The sequence below is a fragment of the Streptomyces sp. NPDC002306 genome (assembly GCF_053593435.1).
In genome coordinates, this window is sequence record NZ_JBSFCK010000008.1 from 191878 (window position 1) to 214093 (window position 22216).

General features: G+C 72.9%; 19 protein-coding genes. 12 read left to right on the plus strand and 7 right to left on the minus strand.

Annotation, left to right across the window (positions count from 1 at the left end; all coding sequences use genetic code 11):
• Window positions 1-48 precede the first annotated feature (48 nt).
• The 4 genes from ACWCQK_RS18495 to ACWCQK_RS18510 are packed head-to-tail and all read left to right on the plus strand — an operon-like array spanning window position 49 to window position 4170.
• Complete coding sequence (locus ACWCQK_RS18495; RefSeq protein ID WP_451156215.1) at window positions 49-1215, plus strand: acyl-CoA dehydrogenase family protein; 1167 nt, start codon at window positions 49-51, stop codon at window positions 1213-1215.
• Window positions 1216-1244: 29 nt separating this feature from the next.
• Window positions 1245-2813: a 4-coumarate--CoA ligase family protein gene (locus ACWCQK_RS18500; RefSeq protein WP_451156216.1), complete on the plus strand. Its 1569-nt coding sequence runs from the start codon at window positions 1245-1247 to the stop codon at window positions 2811-2813.
• Window positions 2810-3553: an enoyl-CoA hydratase family protein gene (locus ACWCQK_RS18505; RefSeq protein ID WP_451156217.1), complete on the plus strand. Its 744-nt coding sequence runs from the start codon at window positions 2810-2812 to the stop codon at window positions 3551-3553. The genes ACWCQK_RS18500 and ACWCQK_RS18505 overlap by 4 nt, the downstream gene beginning before the upstream one ends.
• Window positions 3541-4170, plus strand: a complete 630-nt coding sequence (locus ACWCQK_RS18510) for a TetR/AcrR family transcriptional regulator (protein ID WP_451156218.1) — start codon at window positions 3541-3543, stop codon at window positions 4168-4170. Before ACWCQK_RS18505 ends, ACWCQK_RS18510 begins: the two co-directional genes overlap by 13 nt.
• Here the strand turns inward: ACWCQK_RS18510 and pdxH are convergent.
• Complete coding sequence (gene pdxH, locus ACWCQK_RS18515; protein ID WP_451156368.1) at window positions 4160-4789, minus strand: pyridoxamine 5'-phosphate oxidase; 630 nt, start codon at window positions 4787-4789, stop codon at window positions 4160-4162. The genes ACWCQK_RS18510 and pdxH overlap by 11 nt on opposite strands.
• 338 nt (window positions 4790-5127) lie before the next feature.
• On the opposite strand from pdxH, the gene ACWCQK_RS18520 reads away from it, so the two are divergent.
• Window positions 5128-6228: a citrate synthase 2 gene (locus ACWCQK_RS18520; RefSeq protein WP_451156219.1), complete on the plus strand. Its 1101-nt coding sequence runs from the start codon at window positions 5128-5130 to the stop codon at window positions 6226-6228.
• A 43-nt stretch (window positions 6229-6271) separates the two neighbouring features.
• On the opposite strand, the gene ACWCQK_RS18525 is transcribed toward ACWCQK_RS18520, so the two are convergent.
• Entirely contained in the window at window positions 6272-7279 is a 1008-nt protein-coding gene (locus ACWCQK_RS18525; RefSeq protein WP_451156220.1) for an isopenicillin N synthase family dioxygenase, read from the minus strand.
• 694 nt (window positions 7280-7973) lie between these two features.
• On the opposite strand from ACWCQK_RS18525, the gene ACWCQK_RS18530 reads away from it, so the two are divergent.
• Together ACWCQK_RS18530 and ACWCQK_RS18535 are read left to right on the plus strand one after the other, a co-directional pair.
• On the plus strand, window positions 7974-8426 hold the full coding sequence (locus tag ACWCQK_RS18530; protein WP_451156221.1) for a GNAT family N-acetyltransferase: 453 nt from the start codon (window positions 7974-7976) through the stop codon (window positions 8424-8426).
• A 123-nt stretch (window positions 8427-8549) separates the two neighbouring features.
• Window positions 8550-9956, plus strand: a complete 1407-nt coding sequence (locus tag ACWCQK_RS18535; RefSeq protein ID WP_451156222.1) for a PAS domain-containing protein — start codon at window positions 8550-8552, stop codon at window positions 9954-9956.
• Window positions 9957-9996: 40 nt separating this feature from the next.
• On the opposite strand, the gene ACWCQK_RS18540 is transcribed toward ACWCQK_RS18535, so the two are convergent.
• A complete protein-coding gene (locus ACWCQK_RS18540) occupies window positions 9997-10752 on the minus strand; it encodes an SIS domain-containing protein (RefSeq protein ID WP_451156223.1) in 756 nt (251 codons plus the stop codon).
• Window positions 10753-11033: 281 nt separating this feature from the next.
• On the opposite strand from ACWCQK_RS18540, the gene ACWCQK_RS18545 reads away from it, so the two are divergent.
• A complete protein-coding gene (locus tag ACWCQK_RS18545; protein WP_385779433.1) occupies window positions 11034-11726 on the plus strand; it encodes a metal-dependent transcriptional regulator in 693 nt (230 codons plus the stop codon).
• A gap of 449 nt (window positions 11727-12175) precedes the next feature.
• The gene (locus ACWCQK_RS18550) at window positions 12176-13108 is read left to right on the plus strand and encodes an alpha/beta fold hydrolase (protein ID WP_451156224.1); all 933 of its coding nucleotides are present in this window, start codon (window positions 12176-12178) and stop codon (window positions 13106-13108) included.
• Window positions 13109-13369: 261 nt separating this feature from the next.
• Here the strand turns inward: ACWCQK_RS18550 and ACWCQK_RS18555 are convergent, their stop codons facing one another.
• The 3 genes from ACWCQK_RS18555 to ACWCQK_RS18565 form a co-directional block, all read right to left on the minus strand.
• Window positions 13370-15019: a transporter gene (locus ACWCQK_RS18555; protein WP_451156225.1), complete on the minus strand. Its 1650-nt coding sequence runs from the start codon at window positions 15017-15019 to the stop codon at window positions 13370-13372.
• On the minus strand, window positions 15016-15792 hold the full coding sequence (locus ACWCQK_RS18560; RefSeq protein ID WP_451156226.1) for an ABC transporter ATP-binding protein: 777 nt from the start codon (window positions 15790-15792) through the stop codon (window positions 15016-15018). Before ACWCQK_RS18560 ends, ACWCQK_RS18555 begins: the two co-directional genes overlap by 4 nt.
• 182 nt (window positions 15793-15974) lie before the next feature.
• Window positions 15975-16628 (minus strand): bifunctional DNA primase/polymerase, encoded by a 654-nt coding sequence (locus ACWCQK_RS18565; protein ID WP_451156227.1) that lies wholly within the window; start codon window positions 16626-16628, stop codon window positions 15975-15977.
• 314 nt (window positions 16629-16942) lie between these two features.
• On the opposite strand from ACWCQK_RS18565, the gene ACWCQK_RS18570 reads away from it, so the two are divergent.
• Together ACWCQK_RS18570 and ACWCQK_RS18575 are read left to right on the plus strand one after the other, a co-directional pair.
• Entirely contained in the window at window positions 16943-18328 is a 1386-nt protein-coding gene (locus tag ACWCQK_RS18570; RefSeq protein WP_451156228.1) for a transcriptional regulator, read from the plus strand.
• Between the two features lie 201 nt (window positions 18329-18529).
• Window positions 18530-20161: a hypothetical protein gene (locus ACWCQK_RS18575; RefSeq protein WP_451156229.1), complete on the plus strand. Its 1632-nt coding sequence runs from the start codon at window positions 18530-18532 to the stop codon at window positions 20159-20161.
• Between the two features lie 71 nt (window positions 20162-20232).
• Here ACWCQK_RS18575 and ACWCQK_RS18580 read toward each other — a convergent pair whose 3' ends face one another.
• Window positions 20233-21549 (minus strand): ABC transporter substrate-binding protein, encoded by a 1317-nt coding sequence (locus ACWCQK_RS18580; RefSeq protein WP_451156230.1) that lies wholly within the window; start codon window positions 21547-21549, stop codon window positions 20233-20235.
• Between the two features lie 117 nt (window positions 21550-21666).
• Between ACWCQK_RS18580 and ACWCQK_RS18585 the strand changes: the two genes are divergently transcribed.
• Complete coding sequence (locus ACWCQK_RS18585) at window positions 21667-22167, plus strand: SCO4402 family protein (RefSeq protein ID WP_451156231.1); 501 nt, start codon at window positions 21667-21669, stop codon at window positions 22165-22167.
• Window positions 22168-22216 lie beyond the last annotated feature (49 nt).

Consider the following 22216-nt stretch of genomic DNA (forward strand, 5'->3'; position numbering starts at 1 on the left):
CCGCGTGAGCGCGACCAGCCACGACGAACCCGCACCCGAAGGAGCGCCATGACCACCCTCATCGAACCCGAAGAGCACAAGGACCTCCGCGCCGCGGTGGCCGCCTTCGGCTCCCGCTACGGGCGGGCCTACCTCACCGGCGTCGTCGCCGAGGGCCGCTACCCCACCGAGCTCTGGCAGGAGGCCGCCAAACTCGGCTACCTCGGCGTCAACCTGCCGGAGGAGTACGGCGGTGGCGGTGGCGGCATCGCCGAACTCTCCATCGTCCTCGAAGAGCTCGGCGCGGCCGGTGCCCCGCTGCTCATGCTGATCGTCTCGCCCGCGATCTGCGGCACGGTCATCGCCCGCTTCGGCACCGAGGAGCAGAAGCGGGAGTGGCTGCCCGCGCTCGCCGACGGCAGCCGCACGATGGCCTTCGGCATCACCGAACCCGACGCCGGTTCCAACTCGCACCGCATCACGACCACCGCCCGCCGCGACGGTGACAGCGGGGACTGGCTGCTCACCGGCCGCAAGGTCTTCGTCTCCGGTGTCGACATCGCCGACGCCACCCTCATCGTGGGCCGTACCGAGGACGCCCGCACCGGCAGCCTCAAGCCCTGTCTGTTCATCGTCCCGCGCGACGCCGAGGGCTTCACCCGGCGGCCGATCGACATGGAACTGCACGGCGCGGAGAAGCAGTTCGAGCTGGTCCTCGACCAGGTGCGGCTGCCCGCCGAGGCGCTCGTCGGGGACGAGGACGCGGGTCTGCTCCAACTGTTCGCCGGCCTCAACCCCGAGCGGATCATGACGGCCGCCTTCGCGATCGGCATGGGACGCCACGCCCTGGCCCGGGCGATCGAGTACGCGCGCGAGCGCACCGTCTGGAAGGCCCCGATCGGCGCCCACCAGGCCATCGCCCACCCCCTCGCCCAGGCGCACATCGACCTCGAACTGGCCCGGCTGATGATGCAGAAAGCCGCGTACCTGTACGACGTGGGGGACGACGTCGGCGCGGGCGAGGCCGCCAACATGGCGAAGTACGCGGCCGGAGAGGCCTGCGTGAAGGCCGTCGACCAGGCCGTGCACACCCTCGGCGGCAACGGCCTCACGCGTGAATTCGGCCTCGCCACATTGATAACCGCCTCGCGCGTGGCTCGTATTGCTCCGGTGAGCCGGGAGATGATTCTCAACTACGTCTCCCACCAGACCCTGGGTCTGCCCAAGTCGTACTGATCCAGCACACCGTTGTGCGAGGAGGAACCGTGTTCCGCAGCGAGTACGCAGACGTCCCTGCCGTCGAACTCCCCATCCACGAGGCGGTACTGGGCCGGGCCGCCGAGTTCGGGGACACGCCCGCGCTCGTCGACGGCACCGACGGCACCACCCTCACCTACGAACAGCTCGACCGGTTCCACCGCCGGGTCGCCGCCGCACTCGCCGAGGCGGGCGTGCGCAAGGGCGACGTGCTCGCCCTGCACAGCCCCAACACGGTCGCCTTCCCGGTCGCGTTCTACGGCGCCACCCGCGCCGGGGCCTCCGTGACCACCGTCCATCCGCTCGCCACGCCGGAGGAGTTCGCCAAGCAGCTGAGCGATTCGGCGGCCCGCTGGATCGTCACCGTGTCGCCGCTGCTGGCGAGCGCGCGCCGGGCCGCCGAACTCGCGGGCGGGGTCGAGGAGATCTTCGTCTGCGACAGCGCGCCGGGCCACCGCTCCCTGATCGACATGCTCGCCTCGACGGCGCCGGACCCGGTGGTCGACATCGACCCCACGCGGGACGTCGCCGCCCTGCCGTACTCGTCCGGGACCACGGGCGTCCCCAAGGGGGTGATGCTCACCCACCGCCAGATCGCCACCAACCTGGCCCAGCTGGAACCGGCCGTCGACACCGGCCCCGGCGAGCGCATCCTCGCCGTGCTCCCGTTCTTCCACATCTACGGTCTGACGGCCCTGATGAACGCGCCCCTGCGCAAGGGCGCCACCATCGTCGTCCTCCAGCGCTTCGAGCTGGAGAGTTTCCTCGCGGCGATCCAGAACCACCGCATCACCGGCCTGTACGTGGCCCCGCCGATCGTGCTCGCCCTCGCCAAGCACCCGGCCGTCGCGCAGTTCGACCTGTCGTCGCTGAAGTACATCGTCAGCGCCGCCGCGCCCCTGGACGCCGAACTCGCCGCCGCCTGCTCCCGGCGCCTGGGCCTGCCGCCCGTCGGCCAGGCCTACGGCATGACGGAACTGTCGCCCGGCACCCATGTCGTCCCCCTCGACGCGATGCACGAGGCACCCGCCGGGACCGTCGGCCGGCTCATCGCCGGCACCGAGATGCGGATCGTCTCCCTCGACGACCCCGACAAGGACCTCGACCTCGGCGAGCCCGGCGAGATCCTGATCCGCGGCCCCCAGGTCATGAAGGGCTACCTGGGCCGCCCGGACGCCACCGCCGACATGATCGACGCCGACGGCTGGCTGCACACCGGAGACGTGGGCCATGTCGACGCCGACGGCTGGCTGTTCGTCGTCGACCGGGTCAAGGAACTCATCAAGTACAAGGGATTCCAGGTCGCCCCCGCGGAACTGGAGGCCCTGCTGCTCACCCACCCCGGCATCGCCGACGCCGCCGTCATCGGCGCCTACAACGACGACGGCAACGAGGTCCCGCACGCGTACGTGGTCCGCCAGCAGGCCGCCGCCGACCTCTCCGAGGCCGAGGTCATGATGTACGTCGCCGAACGCGTCGCCCCGTACAAACGCGTCCGGCGGGTCACCTTCATCGACGGGGTGCCGCGGGCCGCCTCCGGGAAGATACTGCGCCGGGAACTGAGGGAGCGGACGTGACACTGGTCGGCCGTACACGCACGCGTGGCGTCGAGACGCTCAGCCTCGACGCCACCGGCAACCGCAACGCGCTCTCCGCGGCGCTCGTCGGCGAACTCGCGGACGCCCTGACCGACTGCGCGAAGGACACCGACGTGCGCGCGGTCGTCCTGACCCACACGGGGAACACCTTCTGCGCCGGCGCCGACCTGCGCGACCCGCCGCACCCGGACGCGCTGGTCGGCCTGCTGCGGCAGATCGTCGAGCTGCCCAGACCCGTCGTCGCCCGGGTCACCGGGCACGTCCGGGCGGGCGGTCTGGGCCTGCTCGGCGCCTGCGACCTCGCGCTCGCGTCGAGCGCGGCCACGTTCGCGTTCACGGAGGTGCGGATCGGGGTGGCGCCCGCCGTCATCTCGCTCACCCTGCTCTCCCGCACGGACCCGCGCGCCCTCGCCCGCTACTACCTCACCGGCGAACGCCTCGACGCCGCCGAGGCGGCCCGCATCGGCCTGCTGACGGCGGCGGCCGGGGCCGGGGACGACGTCGACGACGTACTGGCGCCGGTCCTGGACGGTCTGCGCAGGGCCGCCCCGCTGGCGCTGGCGGAGACGAAACGGCTGCTCACGGCTAGGGTGCTGGAGGCATTCGACCGGGACGCGACCGACCTCACCGCGCTCTCGGCCCGGCTGTTCTCCTCCGAGCAAGCCCGGGAGGGGATGACGGCCTTCCTCGAACGACGGGATCCCGCATGGGTGCTGTGACCACGGCGGAACGCGACCGCGCCCCCAAGCAGGACCGCAGCCGGGCCACCCGGCAGCGCCTGCTGGAGGCGGCCGTGGCCTGCCTCGCCGAACACGGCTGGGCGGGCTCCACGGTCCTGGTCGTCGCCGAACGCGCGGGTGTTTCCCGGGGCGCCGCCCAGCACCACTTCCCGACCCGCGAGGACCTGTTCACGGCGGCGGTCGAGTACGTCGCCGAGGAACGCTCCGGCGCCCTGCGCGCCCTGTTCCCGCAGGGCGCGGCGGGGGACCGGAGCGAGGTGGTGGCGGCCCTCGTCGACCTCTACACGGGCCCGCTCTTCCGGGCCGCCCTGCACCTGTGGGTGGCCGCGTCGAACGAGGAGCAGCTCAGCCCGCGGGTGACCGAGCTGGAGGCCCGGGTCGGCCGTGAGACCCACCGGATAGCCGTCGACCTGCTGGGCGCGGACGAGTCCCGGCCCGGGGTCCGGGAGACGGTCCAGGGCCTGCTCGACATGGCCCGCGGTCTGGGCCTGGCCAATCTGCTCACCGACGACCGGCCGCGCCGCGAGCGGGTGGTGGCGCAGTGGGCGGCCGTCCTCGACGGGGCGCTCGGCGACGACGGGGCGCTCAGGGACTGAGCCGCTCCGCCCGCCAGCCGCCGTCCGCCTCCGCCACGTACCGGAGCCGGTCGTGCAGCCGGTTCTCCCGGCCCTGCCAGAACTCCACGGTCTGAGGGGCCACCCGGAAGCCGCCCCAGTGCGGCGGGACCGGGACCTGTTCGCCCTCCGGGTAGCGGGCGGCCAGCTCGGTGTACGAGGCGTCCAGCTCGGCCCGGGAGGGGACGACGCTGGACTGGGCGCTGGCCCAGGCCCCCAGCTGGGAGCCGTGCGGCCGGGTGCGGAAGTAGGCGGCCGTCTCGTCCCGGCCGGTGCGCCGGGCGACGCCCTGGACGATGACCTGGCGGGCCATCGGGTGCCAGGGGAACAGCAGCGAGACGTACGGGTTCTCCCCCAGGTCACGGGCCTTGCGGGAGTCGTAGTTGGTGTAGAAGACGAAGCCCTGCTCGTCGAACTGCTTCAGCAGCACCGTACGGGAGCTCGGCCGGCCCTCCGCGTCCGCCGTCGAGACGATCATGGCGTTCGGCTCGAAGAGATGCGCCTCGGCGGCGGCCTGCTTGAACCAGCGCGCGAACTGTTCCACGGGCGTGGCGGCCAGGTCGGACTCGGCGAGACCCTCGGCCCGGTACTGCTTGCGCATCGAGGCGGGATCCGGGGGGAGGGGGTCGTGGGCGGCGTTCACGCGGTCATCCTGCCGTATGCGCGGGCGCCGCCGGGCGGTGTCCCGCATGATGGGGATGGCACTCAGTGCCGCAGGCCCTCCCCAAAGGTGGCACTCAGGGATATGGTGCTGATGATGTTCGGGTCGGGTGACCGCCGACCGTACGGGGCATCACCAAGGTGAGCGCCCGGGACCGCGAGTCGTAGGGACGACCGCGGATCCGCAGGGCGTACGCCGCTTCCCGCCGTTCGACCCGTTCGACCCGCTCCCTGGTCCCCACAACACCATCTGTCGCACACATCATGAGGAGCCGCCTGATGTCCGACTTCGTACCCGGACTCGAAGGAGTCGTAGCGTTCGAGACGGAGATCGCCGAACCGGACAAGGAGGGCGGCGCGCTGCGGTACCGGGGCGTCGACATCGAGGACCTGGTCGGCCACGTCTCGTTCGGCAACGTCTGGGGCCTGCTCGTCGACGGCGCCTTCAACCCCGGCCTGCCGCCCGCCGAGCCGTTCCCGATCCCCGTCCACTCGGGTGACATCCGGGTGGACGTCCAGTCCGCGCTGGCGATGCTCGCCCCGGTCTGGGGCCTCAAGCCCCTCCTCGACATCGACGCCGAGCAGGCCCGCCACGACCTCGCCCGCGCGGCCGTCATGGCGCTGTCCTACGTCGCCCAGTCGGCGCGCGGCCAGGGACTGCCCATGGTCCCGCAGAGCGAGATCGACAAGGCGCAGTCCGTCGTCGAGCGCTTCATGATCCGCTGGCGTGGCGAGCCCGATCCCAAGCACGTGGCCGCGGTCGACGCCTACTGGACGTCCGCCGCCGAGCACGGCATGAACGCGTCCACCTTCACCGCCCGGGTCATCGCCTCCACCGGCGCGGACGTGGCGGCCGCCCTCTCCGGCGCGGTCGGGGCCATGTCCGGCCCGCTGCACGGCGGCGCGCCCTCCCGCGTCCTCGGCATGATCGAGGAGATCGAGCGGACCGGGGACGCGGAGGCGTACGTCAAGAAGGCCCTCGACAAGGGCGAGCGCCTGATGGGCTTCGGCCACCGTGTCTACCGCGCCGAGGACCCCCGCGCGCGCGTGCTGCGCCGCACGGCCCGCGAACTGGGCGCACCCCGCTTCGAGATCGCCGAGGCCCTGGAGAAGGCGGCTCTCGAAGAACTCCACGCCCGCCGCCCGGACCGGGTCCTGGCGACGAACGTCGAGTTCTGGGCGGCGATCATGCTGGACTTCGCGGAGGTCCCGGCGCACATGTTCACCTCGATGTTCACCTGCGCCCGCACGGCCGGCTGGTCGGCGCACATCCTGGAGCAGAAGCGCACCGGCCGGCTGGTCCGCCCCTCGGCCCACTACATCGGCCCGGGTCCGCGTGACCCGCGGGAGGTCGAGGGCTTCGCGGACATCGCGGACTGAGGCGGGACGGGTCGCGGCGGGTCGGAGCGCGCGCCGGGCGGGCTCACGCGGGGCTGAGCAGCTCCGCGTGGTGCCGCTCGGCCACCAGCGGGTGCGCCCGCAGCTTGCCCTTCAGCTCGTTGTAGCCGTACTCGGCGAACAGGGGATTGGCCGGGTCGTCGGTCACGCCGGGAGCGGCCGAGGCGTGCGGGAAGGGCAGCGGCTCGACGCGCGCGTCCAGACGTGGGTTGTAGAAGAAGGGCACGGAGAACCGCTCGACGGCGGCGGGCGGTGACACGACCCGGTGGTTGGTGGCGACGAGATACCCGTCGGTCGCCACCTCCAGCAGTTCACCGAGGTTGACCACGAACGCCCCGTCCAGCGGCGGGACGTCGTGGAACAACCCGTCCGCGCGCTGCACCTGGAGTCCGCCGACCCGGTCCTGGAGCAGCAGCGTCAGGAAGCCGTAGTCCTTGTGCGCCCCCACCCCCTGGTCGGCGCCGTCGTCCGCGCTGCCCGGGTACCGCACCAGCTTCAGGTGCGGATGCGCGTGCTCGCCGAAGACGCCGTCGTAGAAGCCGGGAGGCGCGCCGATGGCCTCGAACAGCTCGTGCAGCAGCCGCTCGGCGACGCCGCTGAGCCGATCGATCCAGCGCAGCGCGGCGACCCGCAGCTCCGGCAGGGCGGCGGGCCACTGGTTCGGCCCCTCCAGCCACCAGTACGCCGGTTCACCGGCCCCGGGTATCCGGGCCGGCCGCTCGGCCCCGATGTCGAGCTGGTCCCGCCAGTCCCGGCGGCCCCCGGTTCGCTCGTCACCGGTGCGTGTGTAGCCCCGGAAGTGCGGCGAGTTCACGTTGTCGAGCGCGAGCCGGTCGCTCCGGGGCAGCGCGAAGAACCGCCGCATGGCGGTCAGGAGCGCATCGGTCTCCTCGCGCGTCACCCCGTGCCCCACGAGCTGGAAGAACCCCACGTCGTGCGCGGCGCTGTGCAACTGCGCGTGCAGCAGGGCACGGGCCTGCGGGCCGCGGTCGGCGGCGGAGAGATCGATGATCGGAAGTTGCTGGTGCGTCATGGGATACGTCCGCGAGGTGTACGGGCGAGCCCGGAGCACCGCACGGACAGCGCGGGACACGGGCGCCGGATGAATGAGGAGGGGCCACGAGGCCGAGGAGCCGGCAGGCCGGGGAGCGGGGAGGCGCGGGCCGGACGGCCGGGGAGCCGGGAAGCGCGGGGACGCCGCCGAGGCACAGGAGCGCCGGAGGCGCGGAGAGCGGGGCCGGACTGCTCAGACCGAGCGTCGACAGCCCATGTTCGTGACGCGGCCGTAGTCCACGTGGCGGCGTCGAACGAGCGAAAGCATGCGGCAAGGATACTGCGCGCCGGGAAATCCGTACGTGGCGCGGGTCACCGCCCGGACATCTTCCGGAGAATCCCCGGGGAACGCAGACGACCCGCGAGTCTGGTCCTCCACTGGAGGGTCCGGCCGGACGTACCGGCGACTCGCGGGTCGGGTGACTGCCTGGGATTGGGCCGGCTGCGCGCGTGTCTCACGCGCTGGTCCGGCACCGCACTCGGTGTGGTGACGGGCCGCTAGCCCGCAGCCACCTCACGCGTCCGGTTTGCATACATCTGCCGAACCACCTCCCTTCTTGTGTGCTCGCCACCTTAGGAAGGGTCCCGCCACGGATCAACCTCTTTTTCGGCGTTCGTGCTTCCCCTCCGTTCCGCCCGTTGACGGGCGCGGGCGGACACGGTTCGCTGCTGCCGTGACCGATCTTCGTATGGAGCCCGTGAGCGGCGAGGGCATGGTGGAGCAGTGGCGGCACGTCCACAACGTGATCGTGCCGCCCGCCGCGATGTCCCGGGACGAGGCGCGGGAGCGCGCCGGACGGTACCGGCTGGAGAACGCCTACCTCGGTGACGTGCTCGTCGGCTGCTCGACCGTGCGGCCCCCGCGGGGCGAGGACGCCGTCGCGACCGTCATCGCGCGGGTGCTGCCCGAGCACCGGGGGCAGGGCTTCGGCACGGCACTGTACGAGAAGGGCCTCGCGCACGCGCGCGGGCTGGGTGCCCGGGTGATCGAGACGGTCGTGCTCGCCGCCAACGAGGACGGGGTCCGGTTCGCCGAGGCGCGTGGGTTCGTCGAGACCGAGCGGTACGTGCTGGACGGCGAGAGCGATCTGTGGCTGGAGTTGCGGCTGGAGACCTCCGTCTCGTAGGTCCGTGTAGGTCCGCCTAGGTCCCTCCGTACAACGATTCCTTCAATGTTGTGAGAAATTGGTGTGTGCTGCATCACGTTCGAGTTGAATGAGGGCAAGTGACGCAGCCTGCAGGGGGTCCAGGTGAGTGCTTCCCGGCGTAGTGGGACCACCGACGAGCTGGGGCCGGACGAGCCCGAACAGCCCGGGCGGGAGGCCTCGGACGGTTCGGACCTGCTCGCCGCGCTGCTGGACGGCATGGACGCGGCCCTGTGCGCCTTCGACGCGGACGGCGTCGTCACCCACTGGAACCGGGAGGCCGAACGGATCCTGGGCTGGACGGCGGCGGAGGCGGTGGGCCGGCCCGGCTTCGCCGGCTGGGCCGTGCGCAGCGCGGACGCCGAGGAGGTCGAGGGGCGGCTGATGGCCGCCATGCAGGCCTCCGGCCGCCAGGTGCACGAGTTCGCGCTGCTGACCAAGGACGGCGGCCGGGTGCTCGTCCGTACCCAGTCGGCCGCCGTGCGCGGTCCCGACGGGAAGCCCGCGGGCCTGTACTGCGCCTTCAGCGAGGTGCACGCGCAGATCGACCTGGAGCGGTCCATCGCGCTGAGCGAGGCGCTGTTCGAGAACGCGACCTGGGGTGTCGTCCTGGTCGACGCCGATCTGCGGCCCGCCGTCGTGAACGCGCACGCGGCCCGCGCGCTGGGCGTCGGGCGCACGGCGGTGCTGGGGCGCCCGCTCGGTGAACTGCTCGCCCAGGGCGTCGAGGAGCTGGAGGGCGCGCTCACGTATGTGCTGGCCGAGGGCGCGCCGCCCGCGCCCGCCGAGATCTGGGTGAGCGTGCGCACGCCGGAGGGCGAGAAGCGGCGCTGCTGGCGCTGCGGCTTCCTGCGGCTGTCCTCGCCGCTCGCGGAGGAACCGGTCCCGCTGGGCGTCGGCTGGCTGTTCCAGGACGTCACGGAGGCCAAGCACGGCGAACAGGAGGCGGCGCTGCAGCGGTTCCGCGCCAACCAGCTGCACCGGGCGGCCCGCGCGGCGGCGGAGTGCGAGGATCCGGCCGAGGCCGCCGTCGTCCACCTCGACTTCGCGCTCGCGGGGTTCGCCGACCACGCCCTGATCGACCGGGCGGCGGGCGGCGTGGCGGCCGACGGCGAGGTGGCCGCGGGGCCCGTACGGCTGGTCCGGATCGCCCAGACCCCGTCCGGCGCGCCGGGGCCGAGCCTGCTCACCGGGCAGGCCGGGCTGCCCGTGCGCTACGCCCCGGGGCACCCGGCGTTCCAGGCCATGGAGCGGACCGGGGCCGTGCGCTCCAGCGTCGGTTCCGTCTCCGCCGAGCGGGCGCGTGAGTGGGCCGTGGGCCGCCAGTGGCCGCCGGACACGGTGCACGCGCTGTGCGCGGTGCTGCGCAGCCGGGGTCGGACGCTGGGCGTCGTGACGTTTCTGCGCTGCGGCGGCCGCAGCACCTTCGAGCGGTCCGACACGATGTACGCGGAGGACGTGGCGGTACGCATCGCGAGCGCCCTCGACCTGTCCGGACTCGTCGGGAAGTAGCCGGCCGGCGGCCGCGCGGGCCCGCGTCGGTGACCGCCGGTCACTGCCGGTAGAAGATCCGGTCCCGGTACTCGTCCATGATCCGGCCGTTCCAGTCGTGGCCGCCGTCGACGTTGCCGGAGCGCAGCAGCGGCGGCTCGATGCCCCGGTCGGCGAGGGCGCCGGCCGCGGTGGCCATGACCGCCTGGAGCAGCGCCGAGGTGACCACGGTGGAGGCCGGGGCGAACGGGGCCGGGATGCTGTCGAGGCTGAGTTCCGCGTCGCCGACCGCGATCTTCGAGTCGAGGACCAGGTCGCAGTGGTCCTTCAGGTACGTCCCCGAGGCGTGCCGGGAGGTCGTCCGCGCGGCGTACGCCACCGAGGTCACGCCGATGACCCGCACGCCGCGGGCGCGGGCCTCCATGGCCATCTCCACGGGGAGGGCGTTGCGGCCCGAGAGGGAGATGATCACGAGGGCGTCGCCCGCGCGCAGCGGCGAGCAGTCCAGGACGGCGCTCGCCAGCCCGTCGACGCGCTCCAGGGCGGAGCCGAGGGTGGCGGGCATGACGTCGACGCCGACGACGCCCGGCACGACGAGCAGGTTCATCAGGGCGAGGCCGCCGGCGCGGTAGACGATGTCCTGGGCGGCGAGCGAGGAGTGCCCGGCGCCGAAGGCGAAGAGGCGCCCGCCGTCGGCCACGGTGTCGGCGAGGAGCGTGCCGGCCGCCTCGACGGCCCCGGCCTCCTCGTCGCGCACCCGCCGCAGCAGGGTGATCGCGGCGTCGAAGAACTGGCCGGCCGGTGTGCTCTCGCCCATGCGATGCCCCTTCGCAGCGTCTGGCGGCGTCTGTGCCGCGGATCACCGTGCGGTCTGGACCAGCGCCGTGTCAATACGGCGGCGCGGGGTACGGCGCGGTTCGGCCGGACGCCCCGCCGAGGTGCCGTTCGGTGCCCGCGGACCGCACGTGGAAGCGCGTGACGCCCGCGTTTGGACGGCGCGGCACGGTTGTCGGTGGTATGCGTCAGAATTGAAGCCAGGGCCAGCGCACGCGCCGCGGAGCCAGCCGCGCTTCCGGCAGATCTCATTGAGGGGCACGTATGTCCGGACTGATCGACACGACGGAGATGTATCTCCGCACCATCCTCGAGCTGGAGGAGGAAGGTGTGGTCCCGATGCGCGCCCGGATCGCCGAGCGGCTCGACCAGAGCGGGCCGACCGTCAGCCAGACGGTGGCACGGATGGAGCGCGACGGACTGGTGTCGGTGGCCAGCGACCGTCACCTGGAGCTGACGGACGAGGGCCGCAGGCTGGCCACGCGCGTGATGCGCAAGCACCGGCTGGCCGAGTGCCTCCTCGTCGACGTGATCGGCCTGGAGTGGGAGCAGGTGCACGCCGAGGCGTGCCGCTGGGAGCACGTGATGAGCGAGGCCGTGGAGCGGCGCGTGCTCGAACTGCTCCGCCACCCGACCGAGTCGCCGTACGGCAACCCGATCCCCGGCCTGGAGGAGCTCGGCGAGAAGGACGGCGCCGACCCGTTCCTGGACGAGGGGATGGTGTCCCTGGCCGATCTCGACCCCGGCCAGGAGGGCAAGACGGTCGTGGTGCGCCGGATCGGCGAGCCGATCCAGACGGACGCGCAGCTCATGTACACGCTGCGTCGGGCGGGTGTGCAGCCCGGTTCGGTGGTGAGCGTGACGGAGGCCGCCGGCGGTGTGCTGGTGGGCAGCGGCGGCGAGGCCGCGGAGCTGGATCCGGACGTCGCCTCGCACGTGTTCGTCGCCAAGCGCTGAGTGCGCCGAATCGCAGCGGTCCGACGCTTCGCGTGCCAGGCTGTCGCATGAGGCATACGGCCTGAGGGGGGCGGGGAGGATGTGCCGCAGAGACGTGGATGGCCCCGGCGCCCTGCGGCGCCGGGGCCTGTCCTCCCCTGTGCTGACCCGGAGCCCCGAGCTCCCAGGGTCATCCCCGTCGGACCGTTTTCCCCGAGCGGTCCGCCTCCTGTTGAAGATCTCCCCTCGGCAGAGGCGATCATTCCTTGAGAGGGGTCACTCAAACGAGGGGTGTTGCTCACGGAGAAGGCATTTTCCGAATGCGCGTTCGATAGTCTGCGTGTGAGTCTGCGTAGAGTCCGTAGATGTGGATGAAGGACAGCGGTACGCCGACGACGGCAGACAGCAAGCGGTTCACAGGACCGGCCGGCTCGAGCGGTCCGAGCGGAGCTAGGGGGGTGCCAGGACCTATGGCGCGACGCATCGACGTGACCGGGGCGGGCGGCGTGCGCCTGGCCGCCTGGGAGTTCGGCGACCCTCCCAAGAGCGACCCGGTGAAGTTCGTACCGGAACAGGCGGGACCGCCCGGGCCGGGCGGGCCGGCGGACCCCGGGGCCACGCCGTCGGCTGCTTCTCCGCCCGGCGTGCTGTTACTGCACGGTCTGATGGGCCGTGCCTCGCACTGGGCGTCCACCGCCCGCTGGCTCTCCGAGCGGCACCGCGCGGTCGCCCTCGACCAGCGCGGCCACGGACAGAGCGAGAAGCCCCCACAGGCCTCCTTCACCCGCGAGGCCTACGTCGAGGACGCCGAGGCCGCCCTGGAACAGCTCGGCCTCCCCCACGCGGTCGTCATCGGACACGCCATGGGAGCGCTGACCGCCTGGCAGCTGGCCGCCAAACGACCCGACCTGGTGCACGGCCTGATCATCTGCGACATGCGGGCCTCCGCCCTCGGCGCCGCCTCGCAGCGCGAGTGGGCCGACTGGTTCAAGTCCTGGCCCGTCCCCTTCGCCACCCTCGCCGACGTCCGCAAGTGGTTCGGCGAGGACGACCCGTGGGTCGAGCGGCCCAACCCGTCCCGCGGCGAGTTCTACGCCGAGGTCATGCAGGAGTCCCCCGACGGCTGGCGTCCCGTCTTCGAGCCCGAGCAGATGCTGAAGTCCCGCGAGACCTGGGTCTACGACGCGCACTGGGAGGCGCTCGCCCAGGTCCGGTGCCCCGCCCTGGTCGTGCGCGGCCTGGACGGCGAGCTGGGCCGCGCGGAGGCGCAGGAGATGGTCCGGGTGCTGCCCGGCGGGAAGTACGCGGAGGTGGCGGACGCCGGCCACCTCGTCCACTACGACCAGCCGGAGGCGTGGCGCACGGCGATCGAGCCGTTCCTGGACGGCGTACTCACCCTCTGATCCCGCCCCGGCCGGAGAGCCACGCCGCCCCCACCGAAGGCCCGTGCCCCCGAACCTGACGCCCGTCCCGGACCGCCGTGCCCCCTGAGGCCGGTACCCGTCGCGGCCCGCCTGCCGTCCCCTGAGGCCCGCCTCTGTCCCGGACCGCCGCGCCCCCCGAGGCCGGTGTCCGTCCCGGACCGCCGTGCCCGGCCCCGAGCCCGGCGTCCCGCCCGAGAGTGACGTTCCGCCCCGAGTCCTGCCACTCGGCCCCCAGCCGGCTCAGCCCTTGCTGACCGCCGCCAGTATTTCCGGCAGCCGTGCGGCCGTGCGGGGGGCCGCCAGCCGCAGTCCCAGCAGGGTGATGGCCGCCCCGTACACCGCGCCCACCGGCAGCAGCAGCCAGGCCCATGTGTCGCCGTCCGCGCTGACGTGCAGCCAGATCGTCAGCGCGATCACCGGCGCGCACAGCAGGGCGGCGGAGAGCATGCCGCCGAAGATGGCGATCCAGGCGAGCCCGGCCTGCCCGGGGGCCACGTTCTTGTAGCCCTCCTGCGGAATGGAGTAGGGGAAGCGGGCCGAGGTCCAGGCGCCGGTCGCCAGCATCGCCCCCAGCAGCGCGAGAGACAGCCCCAGCGCCTCGGGCAGCCGGGACCAGTCGCCGAGCATGGCGGTCGTCAGGACGGTGACGAGGGTGGCGTAGGGGAGGGTGATCAGCAGCAGCGCGAACGCCCGCGCCCGCAGCTCGGCGTACGCGTCGCGCGACGAGGAGATGGTCATCGCGACCATCCAGAACGCGGAGGTGTCCTGGCCGAACTGGTTGTACATCTGGATGCCGAGCATGCCCGCGGCGAAGCAGGCGAAGTAGATCGAACCGGTGCCCTGCAACGCGTTGAACACCGGCACGATCAGACCGATGGCCAGCGACGTCACCCAGGCCGCCTTCGTCTTGGGATCGCGCCAGACATAGCGCAGGCTGCGCTCCATGACGGTGCCGGTGCGGCCGGCGGGCAGCAGCCGGGTCAGGCCCGACGACGTGTCGCGCTCGCGCGTGCCCGACTCCGCGGCCTGCGCCGTCGATCCGTCGGGCGCGGTCATCAGCCGGGTCAGACTGCGCGCCCACGCCGCCACCAGCAGCGCCAGCGCGGCCGCGGTCAGCGCGACCTGGGCGACGGCGACGCCGTACGCCCCCTCGCTCACCGACTGCACCGCCCCGATCGCCGACGCCGGCGGCAGCCAGCGCACCACCTCGTACACCGGGTCCAGCTGGGCCAGGCCCGACGAACCGAGGCGCTGCGCACCGAAGTTCACGACCTGTGCGCCGACCGCGACGACCAGACCGCTGAGCACCGCCAGGTCGCGCCCCTTGCGGCTGGTCAGCAGCCGGATGTTGGCCGCGGCGACGGCCCGCGCGAGGGCCACGCAGACCAGCAGCGCGAGGACCACGGCGGCGACCGCGACGACGCCGGCCGCCGCCCCGTGCGCCACGGAGATCACCGAGCCCAGGAGCAGCAGCACGGTGAACAGCGGGCCGATGCCGACGAGAGAGGCCGCCAGCAGCGCCCGTACCAGCGGGCGGGGCCGCAGCGGCAGCATCACCAGCCGGGTCGGATCCAGGGTCTCGTCGCCGCTGGGGAAGAACAGCGGCATCACCGCCCACCCCAGCCCCAGCACCGCGGTCAGCAGGACGACCACGGACGCGGCGTGCGCGTGGCCGCGCAGCGCGATCAGGCCGAGCAGTTGGAGCGCGGCGAACAGGAGGGTGACGACGGCGGAGGCGATGTAGGCGGCCCGCCGTCCGCCGGACTGCCGCAGACCGTTGCGCAGCAGGGACAGCTTCAGCCGGACGACGGTGGAGGTGAGACGCGCCGGGCCGGGGGCGGTGGACGTGAGCCGGGCCGGGCCGGGGGCGGTGGAGGCCGTGCTCGTCATCGGGCCCCGCCGCCCAGCCAGTCGAGGTCGGAGCCGGTGTCGCGGCCGTGCGCGCCGACGAGTTCGAGGAACGCCTGCTGGAGCGTGGGCGCGTCGCCGCGCACCTCGTCGAGGGGGCCGTGGGCGCGAATGCGGCCCGCGGCCAGCACGGCGACCCAGTCGCACAGCGACTCGACCAGCTCCATCACGTGGGAGGAGAAGACGACCGTGGCGCCGGAGGCGGTGTACCGCTCCAGGACGCCCCGGATGATCTGCGCGGACACCGGATCGACGCCCTCGAACGGCTCGTCGAGGAAGAGGACCTCGGGGTTGTGGAGGAGAGCGGCCGCGAGCCCGATCTTCTTGCGCATGCCGGTCGAGTAGTCGACGACGAGCTTGTGCTGCGCGCCGGCCAGGTCGAGGACGTCCAGGAGCTGGGCGGCCCGCTTGTCGACCTCGGCGCCGGGCAGCCCGCGCAACCTGCCGGAGTAGCCGAGCAGTTCCCGCCCCGACAGCCGCTCGAAGAGCCGCAGACCCTCCGGCAGCACCCCGATCCGCGCCTTCACCTCGACCGGGTCCCGCCACACGTCGTGCCCGACGACCTCGACGCTGCCCTGGTCGGGCCGCAGCAGCCCGGTCACCATCGACAGAGTGGTGGTCTTCCCGGCTCCGTTCGGCCCCACCAGACCGATGAACTTGCCCGCGGGCAGCTCCAGATCGATCCCGGCGACGGCGATCTGCTGCCCGAACCGCTTCCAGAGCCCCTGTACTCGTACGGCCGCTGTGCCCACCACTGCTCCCTCCGTCTTCGAGCACCCTACGGTGGAACAGCGGGCGCACGGGGCGCGGGAAGGCGACGGCACGCGGCCGTGCCACGCGGGCGGGATCGGCCACCCGGCCCCCGCGGCGCGTCACCACCGGCGATCCGCCCGCCCCGGCGAGGACCGACCCGTCATCCGCCCCTGCGGCCGCCGAACTACCGGTCCCGTCCGCACGCGTAGGCGAGCGGTGACATCAACTCCTCCGCGTCCGGCAGCCATCGGTTCGCGGGGGTCGGCCGGCACGCCCACTGCACGGCCCCCCGCGACCCGAACCGGGTGGGCGGCGCGGCCACGTACGTCCCCTCCCCGAGCGGGACCAGGTCCAGCGACGCGGGCGACCAGCCCAGCTTGCGTACCAGCTCCGGCACCTTCGCGGACCCTCCGGGCAGCACGAAGAAGTGCATCCGCCGGTCCGGCGCCGACGTCACCGGCCCGAGCGTCAGTTCCATCCGCTCCATCCGGGCCAGCGCCAGGAACCCGGCGGTCTCCGGCACGGAGATCGCGTCGAAGGTACGCCCGGTCGGCAGCAGGATCGACGCCGTCGGATGCTTCTGCCACATCCGGCGGGCGACGGTGGCACTGCCGGTCGCCTGCGTCGCCCAGTCGTCGCGCGCCGGATGCGCGCCGGGCGCGTCGCACCCGGCCTCGCCGCAGGAGCAGCGCTGCACCCCCTCGACGGCTTCCAGCCAGGTGCCGGGAAACACGTCCCAGTGGCGCTCCTCGGCGTAGCGTACGGCGGTCTCCAGCAGTGATTCCCCACGCTGCTTCGGAATCTGGGCGGCATCGGTGGCCGGGATCGTCTCTTCCACGCTCACTCAACTCCCGCGCCCACCTCGGGTTACGGCTGTAGCGCGCGCGGGGGAGGAGCATTGATTCCGCGTCTGGGGCGCATGGATGCACGTGTGGGGGCGCGCGGGAGGATCCACCGCGGAACTGGGTAGCCACGAGTGGGGTCGGCTCCCACCTTTACCCCGGCAATCCTCGCATGCCTCGCATTTTCGGTATGTCCGTGGGGCATTGATCTTCGAGGCCGGATCTTTTCGCTGGACCCGACGGGGTCCGGCCGTGGAAGACACGTCAACCCGGTGCGTGGGCAGGCACCGCAGCCACAGGGGGTTTAGCCATGGCCGCAAGGCCTCTCGTCGCGCGGCAGCCGAACGAACGGCTGCAGGCGCTCATCCAGGAAGCGGGTTGCTCGAACGCCGGGCTGGCCCGCCGGGTCAACATGTGCGGCGCCGAGCACGGCCTCGATCTGCGCTACGACAAGACGTCCGTGGCCCGCTGGCTGCGCGGGCAGCAGCCGCGGGGACGCGCACCGGCGATCATCGCCGAGGCCCTCGGCCGCAAGCTGGGCCGTACGGTCACGATCGACGAGATCGGGATGGCCAACGGCAAGAACCTCGCGTCGGGTGTCGGTCTCCAGTTCTCGCCGACGGTACTGGGGGCCATCGAGCAGGTCTGCGAGCTGTGGCGCAGTGACGTCGGGCGCCGGGACTTCCTGTCCGGCTCGTCCGTCGCCGCGTCCGCGCTGGTCGAACCGAGCCGCGACTGGCTGATCTCCGCGCCGGACTCGCAGGTCGCGCGGGCGGCGGGGCCGCGGGTGGGCCAGTCCGACGTGACGGCGGTGCGCGCGATGACACAGGCGCTGACCGACCTCGACCACCAGTACGGCAGCGGGCATGTGCGCCCGGTCGTCGTGCACTACCTCAACAGCGTGGTCTCCGGGCTGCTGGCCGGCTCCTACCGGGAGGCGGTGGGCCGCGACCTGTTCGCGGCGGTGGCCCGGCTGACCGAACTCGCCGGGTACATGGCCGTGGACACCGGTCAGCCGGGTCTCGCCCAGCGCTACTACATCCAGTCGCTGCGGCTGGCGCAGGCGGCGGGCGACCGGGGGTACGGCGGTTACGTGCTCGCCGCGTCCATGAGCCACCTCGCCGCGCAGCTCGGAAACCCGCGGGAGATCGCGCAGTTGGCCCGGGCGGCGCAGGAGGGGGCGCGTGGGCGCGTCACACCGCGCGCGGAGTCGATGTTCCACGCGGCGGAGGCGCGCGGGCACGCGCTGATGGGGGACGCCAGGGCCGCCCAGGCGGCTTCGGCGCGCGCGGTGGCGGCGCTGGAACAGGCGGATCCGGCCGCGGGGGACGACCCGGCGTGGATCGCGCACTTCGACGAGGCCTATCTCGCCGACGAGTTGGCGCACTGCCACCGCGACCTGGGGCAGGCCGACGCGGCGGCGCGGTGCGCGCAGGAGTCCCTGGCCGGGCACCCCGAGTCGCGGGCGCGCAGGCGGGCCATCGGCTATGTGCTCCTCGCCACCGCGCAGGTGCAGCAGCGTGAGATCGAGCTGGCCTGCAACACGGGCCTGCGGGCGGTGGAGTTGCTGGAGACGCTGCGCTCCAACCGCGGTGCCGAGTACCTGGAGGACTTCCAGCAGCGGCTGGAACCGTTCCGGGACGAGCCGGTGGTCAGGGAGTTCGGGGCGCGCCTCGAGCTACAGGCGGCCGCGTGAACATGTGGGGCGCCGGCGCGTGAACGGGCGGGAAACGACCCGCCGGTTCGCGGGAGGTGGCATGAACAGCGCACGGCGCTCCGGATCTGTTACAGCCGTCACAACGGGAGGGGTCACGCCCTGAGCTGCGTAGCACCTGGTTCCGGGGACCCGGTAGCGTGAGCCGATGATTCCGAAGGTCCCCCATTCGTAGGAGTCCCGGTGACGCAGAGTGGACAGGGCGAGGAGCCCTCGGCGCGGCCCGCGCGCGAAGGCATCGTGCTGCCCTCCGACGGAGGTGAGCCGCTGCTTCCGGGCATGACGGGGACACCCGCAGGCCGACAGCATCAGAGCTACCAGAGCGACGGCTACCCGCACAACGCCCAGCACGACGGTCAGCAGTACGGCCAGGCGTACGGCCAGGACACCGGCGGCGCGACGCCGACCGGTGGCCAGGCCTGGGGCCAGCCCTGGGGCCCCGGCCGGCAGCAGGGCGCGGGCCAGCCGCCCGCGGCGGACTGGCCGGCCGCCGAGCCCGCGGAGACGGCCTGGGGCACGCCGGAGGCGGCGCCGTCCGCGGGGTCCTGGCAGCAGGGTCCCGGCGCGGGCCCGCTGCCACCGGAGGCCGCGCGGCCGACGGCGTACGGCACTCCTGGCGCTCCGCTGCCGCCGGCGGCCCACGAGGGCGCCACGCAGTACATACCGCCGGTCCCGGCCGCGCCCGGCGGTGCCGAGGGCGCCACGCAGTACCTGCCGCCCGTCGCCGTACCGCCCGCCACCCTGTCCCACGCGGACGAGGGGGCGACCCAGTACATACCGCCGGTCGGGCCGGGGGCGCTGCCGCCGGAGACGCCGACCGCCGGGGCGCCGTCCGAGCCCACCCAGTTCCTGGGCCATGCTCCGCTCCAGGGCGCCCACCCCGACGCGCAGGCCACCCAGTACATCCCGCCGGTGCCCGCGCAGCCGGACCCCGGAGCGTACGGCGGGGGCGGCGACAGGCAGCCGCCCGCCGAGTTCGACAACCTCTTCCGCACCGACGCCGGCCCGGGCGGCGAGTACGCGGGCGCCACGCAGCAGATGCCGCGCATCCCGCAGCACGACTCCGGACCCGCCGCACCCGGCGGCTACCCCGGGCAGTTCCAGCCCGCGTACGCGCCGCCCGCCGGTCCCGGTGGGGGACGGCGCGGGGCGCGTGACGAGGGCGGCGGCGGCCGGGGGGGCCGTGGCGGTTCACGGGTTCCGCTCATCGCCGCGATCGGCATCGGCATCGTCGTGGTCGGCGTCGGCGCGGGAGCGCTGCTCGCCGGCGGTGGGGGCGACGACAAGAAGGACGGCGGTACGGCCTCCTCCGCCTCGGCGCCCGCGTCCGACGGGTCCGCCTCCTCGGCCGCCGATCCGGCCGAGGCGCAGGCCGGCGCCCTGGACAAGCTGCTGGCGGACAGCGGCAGCAGCCGGGCCACGGTGATCGCGGCGGTCGCCGACGTGAAGTCCTGCAACAACCTCGGCCAGGCGGCCTCCGACCTGCGGGACGCGGCCAAGCAGCGCACCGAGCTGGTCACCAGGCTGTCCGGGCTGTCCGTGGACAAACTGCCCGACCACGCCGGGCTGACCAGCGCCCTGACCGACGCCTGGAAGGCGTCCGCGTCGGCCGACAACCACTACGCGGCCTGGGCCGATCAGACGGCGAACAACAAGAAGGCGTGCCGCAAGGGCCAGGCCCGGTCCACCGGGCAGACCCAGGCGGGCAACGCGGCGAGCGGCACGGCCAGCACGCAGAAGAAGAAGGCCGCGCAGCTGTGGAACACGATCGCGCGGAAGTACGGGCTGACCGAGCGCCAGTCGACCCAGCTGTGACCTGGGACGACGTGAGATGACGTGAGAAAGGCGGGCCGGGATCTCCCGGCCCGCCTTCGTCGTCCTCGTCGTCAGTTCAGGTTCGCGTTCTCCAGCGTCCCGGTCACGTCGATGAAGCTCTTCCGGGCGGCCACCAGCTGCCCCTTCTTCACCAGCTGAAGGGTCACGGCGGCGTTGGTCAGGCGCGGGAAGCCGACGGCGGCGAGCCGGTCCTGGAAGCGCCACCGCAGGGTCGGGGTCAGACCGCCGGTACCGATCTCGAGGCCGTCGTCCAGGGCCTCCCGCACGGTGTCGGCGCTCACCTCACCGCCGGCCAGCGACTCGATGACCCGCTTGAACACGGTGTACGCGATCCAGGTGGTCTGCACTCCGGCGTCCGCGGGGTCGATGCGGTTGTCGGAGAAGGCCTGCTCCTTGATCACCTTCTTCATGCCGTCCCAGCGGCTGTCGCTCGCCACCGGGTACCAGCCGGTGACGTACGCCCCCTCGTACGGACTGGAGGCGCCGCCGGTCGAGTTGATCACGGTCTGGTCGACGCTGCCGAGCACGGTCGCGGTCCGCACCGCGGGGTAGCCCGCGCGGTCACGCCGGAAGGAGTCCATGAAGGTGCTGGTGGCGTCGCCGAGCGCGGGCACCACGCAGCCTCGGTCGCCCTGCCCGGTGCCTTCGGCGGACGCGTCCAGCGCGTCTTTGGACTGCTCGGAGTACTCGGTGGCGTCGTCCGCGGCCAGCACGTCGGCCGTCTTCGCGTGGCCGGCCGCCGTCAGTCCCGAGTTGAGCAGGTCGGGAAGGGCGTCCCCCGCGATGTTGTCCGGGCGGACGAGGGAGACGGCGCCGCAGTTCTTGCCGAGTTCCTTGCCGAGGCCGGCCAGCAGCGTGGGCTGGCCGCCGTTGACGGGGTAGGACAGGGGGCTGGTGAACTCGGCGTTGGTGATGCCGTAGCCACCTATGTAGGGGATGCCGGCGCCCTCGAGGGGCGGGAAGAACGACTCGGAGTACTGGCTGTAGGAGCCGACGACCGCGACCGCGTTCTCCTTGACGGCGCGGCGGGCGCACTTGGCGGCGGTGACGCTGTCGTTGCGCTCGTTACAGGTCAGCACCTTGAGCTTGCGGCCCCCGGCCAGACCGCCGTGGGCGTTGATCCACCGGGCGTAGGCCTGGGCGAACGCCGGCATTCCGGGCTTGTTGGTCGCCGCGGTCTCCTGGGGTGCCCATGTCATGACAACGATCGGGTCGTCCCCCGAACCCCCGGAGGTGCCGGGGATGACCCCGCATCCGGCCACGAGCGACGCACACGCCACCAGGAGGCCCGCGGCACGGCGAACCGCTCTGGTGCGGGGGCTGGTGCGGGGAAGAAGTGTGATGCGCGTGTGACGCCTGCCAGTCATAGATCCGCACGATTCCGCCACACAAAAAACCGGGGAGTGACCTTCGGTCAACGTGAGGTGACTTCCAGGTGAATTGCCGGGGGTGGTGATCGGTTTGTGAGAAGGAACGTACGATCGATGACCGTGCAAGGTTCGGAGAACTCTTCCCGTCGCGGCCGTCGCTCCCCCACCATGGGCGGCATGCCACTGAACGACATGCCCTGGTGGCGCTGGCGCAGCAATGTGCGCTCCGCGCTGCACATGCTCTCCGACCCCCTGTTCCAGCAGAACGTCTGGCTGGCGGGCGTGGACGGATACGGCGACGTCACCGACGCGGTGTACCGCCTGGTCGAGGACACCTGGCTGGACAACTGGTCCGCCGAGAAGTACGTCGGCACGATATTCCGCGACTCGCAGGAGGCGGCGCTCGTCGACACCGCCGTCCTGCGGGTGCTGCGGATCATGCACCAGGTCGGCCCGGACGCACCCGTCTCCGCCTACGTCGACCACGAGGCGTGGCCCGAGGCGATACGCGCGGCGCGCGACGCGCATGTGCGCCTCGCGGTGAGTGACGGTGACGACCCGGACGCGCCCCCGCGCACGCTCGAACTGCTGCGGATCATGACGCGGGCCGCCTGACGGCCGGCGTTCCACCTGGCGGACCCGCGTTTCACTTGGCGGACGGCGC